Annotated in this window: 3 protein-coding genes and 1 pseudogene; all 4 read left to right on the top strand. The window is 71.7% G+C overall.

Features of this window, described 5'->3' with window-relative positions; translation table 11 throughout:
• Window positions 1–153: pseudogene (locus tag GA0115240_RS37855) on the top strand (adenosylcobinamide-GDP ribazoletransferase); the annotation flags it as partial.
• Between the two features lie 179 nt (window positions 154–332).
• Window positions 333–1,841, top strand: a complete 1,509-nt coding sequence (locus tag GA0115240_RS04640; RefSeq protein WP_093735371.1) for a leucyl aminopeptidase — start codon at window positions 333–335, stop codon at window positions 1,839–1,841.
• A gap of 214 nt (window positions 1,842–2,055) precedes the next feature.
• Window positions 2,056–3,444 carry a dihydrolipoyl dehydrogenase gene (lpdA, locus tag GA0115240_RS04635; RefSeq protein WP_093735370.1) on the top strand — a complete coding sequence of 463 codons (1,389 nt, stop codon included), beginning with the start codon at window positions 2,056–2,058 and terminating at the stop codon, window positions 3,442–3,444.
• A 52-nt stretch (window positions 3,445–3,496) separates the two neighbouring features.
• Window positions 3,497–3,877 (top strand): biotin/lipoyl-containing protein (locus GA0115240_RS04630; RefSeq protein WP_305110929.1); only part of this gene is annotated, 381 nt, incomplete at its 3' end.

The raw sequence follows: 3,877 nt of genomic DNA, 5'->3' as shown, positions 1-3,877 counted from the left end.
GCGGACCGCGGCGGCCTGGTGTGTGGGACTGCTCGCCGCCGAGGCCCTGCTGCGGCGCTGCCGGACCCGCTCGGCGGGGTGACCGGGGACGTCTTCGGCGCGCTGTGCGAAACCGCCGGCACCGCCACCCTCGTGGTGCTCTCCCTGCGGTGACCGCGTGCCCCACCGGTCCGCGCACCGGCGCATGGTGACCGGGCGTAGGCTCAGAAATCCCTTACGGCCCCACGTACCCCCCTCCGTCCCGCCGAGGTGGCGGAATACGATGCGGGAGGCCGGGCCGGGCCACCCACCGGCCGCCGACAGGACCTCGACCGAATAGGACCTCATCCACCGTGACTGCACTGACACTGAGCACCTCCTCCGCCGCGGCGCTGCGCGCGGACGCCGTCGTCATCGGCGTGGCCAAGGGCCCCAAGGGCCCGCGCGTCGCGCCGGGGGCCGAAACGGTGGACTCCGCGTTCGACGGCAAGCTCGCCGCCACGCTGGAGACCCTGGGTGCTTCGGGCGCCGAGGGCGAGGTGACGAAGCTGCCCGCGCCGGCCGGGGTGAAGGCGGCGGTCGTGGTCGCGGTCGGTCTCGGTGAGGCCCCGGAGGACGGCGCGGGCTTCGACGCCGAAGCGCTGCGCAAGGCGGCGGGTGTCGCGGCCCGGGCGCTGGCCGGTTCGAAGAAGGCCGCCTTCGCGCTGCCGGCCGCCGACCCGGTCGCCATCGAGGCGGTCGGCACCGGCGCGCTGCTGGGCGCGTACGCCTTCACCGCCTACCAGGCGAAGGACGGCGGCAAGGCGCCGCTCGGCGAGGTGGCCGTGACCGGCGCCAAGCCGCGCGACAAGGAGCACAAGGCCGCCGCCGAGCGGGCCACCGCGGTCGGCGTCGAGGTCAACCGGGCCCGCGACCTGATCAACACCCCCGCCAACGACCTGGATCCGAAGGCCTTCGCCGCCGCTGTGCAGGCGGCCGGCAAGGAGTTCGGCTTCAAGGTCGAGGTCATGGACGAGAAGGCGCTGGCCAAGGGCGGCTTCGGCGGCATCCTGGGCGTCGGCCGCGGCTCGGCCACCCCGCCCCGGCTGGTCCGGATCGAGTACACCCATGCCAAGGCCACCCGCACCCTCGCCTTCGTCGGCAAGGGCATCACCTACGACTCGGGCGGCATCTCGCTGAAGCCGGCCGGCCACAACGAGACGATGAAGTGCGACATGAGCGGCGCCGCCGCGGTGTTCGCCGCGATCGTGGCCACCGCCAAGCTCGGCCTCGAGGTGAACCTCACCGGCTGGCTCGCGCTGGCCGAGAACATGCCCGGCGGCAACGCCACCCGCCCCGGCGACGTGCTGCGGATGTACAGCGGCAAGACCGTCGAGGTGCTCAACACCGACGCCGAGGGCCGGCTGGTGCTCGGCGACGCGCTGGCCCGCGCCTCGGAGGAGAACCCGGACGCGATCGTGGACGTGGCGACGCTGACCGGCGCGATGGTGCTGGCCCTGGGCGAGGGCCGGTTCGGGATCATGTCCAACAACGACGACTTCCGTACCGCCATCCACACCACCGCGCTGGCCGAGGGCGAGGACTCCTGGCCGATGCCGCTGCCGAAGGCGCTGCGCAAGACCTTCGACTCCCCCACCGCCGACATCGCCAACATGGGTGTGCGGATGGGCGGCGGGCTGATCGCCGGGCTGTTCCTGAAGGAGTTCGTCGGCGAGGGCATCACCTGGGCGCACCTGGACATCGCCGGCCCGGCCTTCCACGAGGGCGCGCCGTTCGGCTACACCCCGAAGGGCGGCACCGGCAGCGCGGTCCGCACCCTGGTGGGCCTGGCCCGGCAGGCCGCGGACGGGGATCTGCTCTGAACGGGTGAGATCTGTCACGTGCGGCCCCGGGCGACATGCCCGGGGCCGCTCCCCGTGTTCTGTCTGCCAGGGCCGGTGGCCCGTACGCCGCTGAGAAGTGCGAAGATGTTGTCTCGGCACGACAGGGCCCCCTTTGAGACAAAGCGGCCGAACCTAAGCCGCCGCCCGGTCTTGGTGGACCGGCTCCGGCGAACCCATGCATGGAGGACGTGACGTGGCGAACGACGCCAGCACTGTTTTCGACCTAGTGATCCTCGGCGGTGGCAGCGGAGGCTACGCGGCCGCCCTGCGTGCCGCGCAGCTGGGACTGGACGTCGCCCTGATCGAGAAGAACAAGCTCGGGGGCACCTGTCTGCACCAGGGATGCATTCCCACCAAGGCGCTTCTGCACGCCGGTGAGATCGCGGACCAGGCTCGCGAGAGCGAGCAGTTCGGCGTGAAGGCCACCTTCGAGGGCATCGACATCGCCGCCGTCCACAAGTACAAGGACGACGTGATCGCCGGCCTCTACAAGGGCCTGCAGGGCCTGGTGGCCTCACGCAAGGTGACGTACATCGAGGGCGAGGGCCGGCTGTCCTCCCCCACCTCGGTTGATGTGAACGGCCAGCGGGTCGAGGGCCGGCATGTGCTGCTCGCGACCGGTTCCGTACCGCGCTCGCTGCCGGGTCTGGACATCGACGGCAACCGGATCATCTCCTCCGACCACGCCCTGGTGCTGAACCGGGTGCCGCAGTCGGCGATCATCCTGGGCGGCGGGGTGATCGGTGTCGAGTTCGCCTCGGCGTGGAAGTCCTTCGGCACCGACGTGACCATCGTCGAGGGCCTGCCCCACCTGGTTCCGGTCGAGGACGAGAACAGCTCGAAGCTGCTGGAGCGGGCGTTCCGCAAGCGCGGCATCAAGTTCAACCTCGGCACCTTCTTCCAGAGCGCCGAATACACCGCCGACGGCGTGCGGGTGACCCTCGCCGACGGCAAGACCTTCGAGGCGGAGGTGCTGCTGGTCGCCATCGGCCGCGGCCCGGTCTCGCAGAACCTGGGGTACGAGGAGCAGGGCGTCGCGATGGACCGCGGCTATGTCCTGGTCGACGAGTACATGCGCACCAACGTGCCGACCCTCTCGGCCGTCGGCGACCTGGTGCCGACCCTCCAGCTGGCCCACGTCGGCTTCGCCGAGGGCATCCTGGTCGCGGAGCGGCTGGCCGGCCTGAAGGCCGTGCCGATCGACTACGACGGTGTGCCGCGGGTGACGTACTGCCACCCGGAGGTCGCCTCGATGGGCATCTCCGAGGCCAAGGCCAAGGAGCTGTACGGCGCCGACAAGGTCGTCACCCTCAAGTACAGCCTGGCGGGCAACGGCAAGAGCAAGATCCTGAAGACCTCCGGTGAGGTCAAGCTGGTCCAGGTGCGCGACGGAGCGGTGGTCGGCATCCACATGGTCGGCGACCGGATGGGCGAGCAGGTCGGCGAAGCCCAGCTCATCTACAACTGGGAGGCGCTGCCCGCCGAGGTCGCGCAGCTCATCCACGCGCACCCGACGCAGAGCGAGGCGCTCGGCGAGGCCCACCTGGCCCTCGCGGGCAAGCCGCTGCACGCGCACGACTGACCCTCATCCACGCCACCCCATCCGCACAGATCCGTGAGGAGCAACCGCAACCATGGCGGTTTCCGTAACCCTGCCGGCGCTCGGCGAGAGCGTGACCGAGGGCACCGTCACCCGCTGGCTGAAGGCCGAGGGTGAGCACGTCGAGGCCGACGAGCCGCTGCTCGAGGTGTCGACCGACAAGGTCGACACCGAGATTCCGTCCCCGGCGTCCGGTGTGCTCGCATCCATCAAGGTCGCCGAGGACGAGACGGTGGAGGTCGGCGCCGAGCTGGCCGTCATCGACGACGGCAGCGGCGGCGCCCCCGCGGCTGCCCCCGCCCCGGCCGCCGAACCGCAGCCCGAACCGCAGCCCGAGCCCCCGGCCCCGCCGGCTCCGGCCCCCGCACCCGAGGCCACCCCGTCCACCGAGGTCCAGGCTCCCGCCCCGGCGCCG

This window comes from Streptomyces sp. DvalAA-14 (assembly GCF_900091855.1).
In the GTDB taxonomy this organism is placed as follows: Bacteria; Actinomycetota; Actinomycetes; order Streptomycetales; family Streptomycetaceae; genus Actinacidiphila.
The sequence above is the reverse complement of the archived record's forward strand: the minus strand, read 5'-3'. Positions and strand labels throughout refer to the sequence as shown.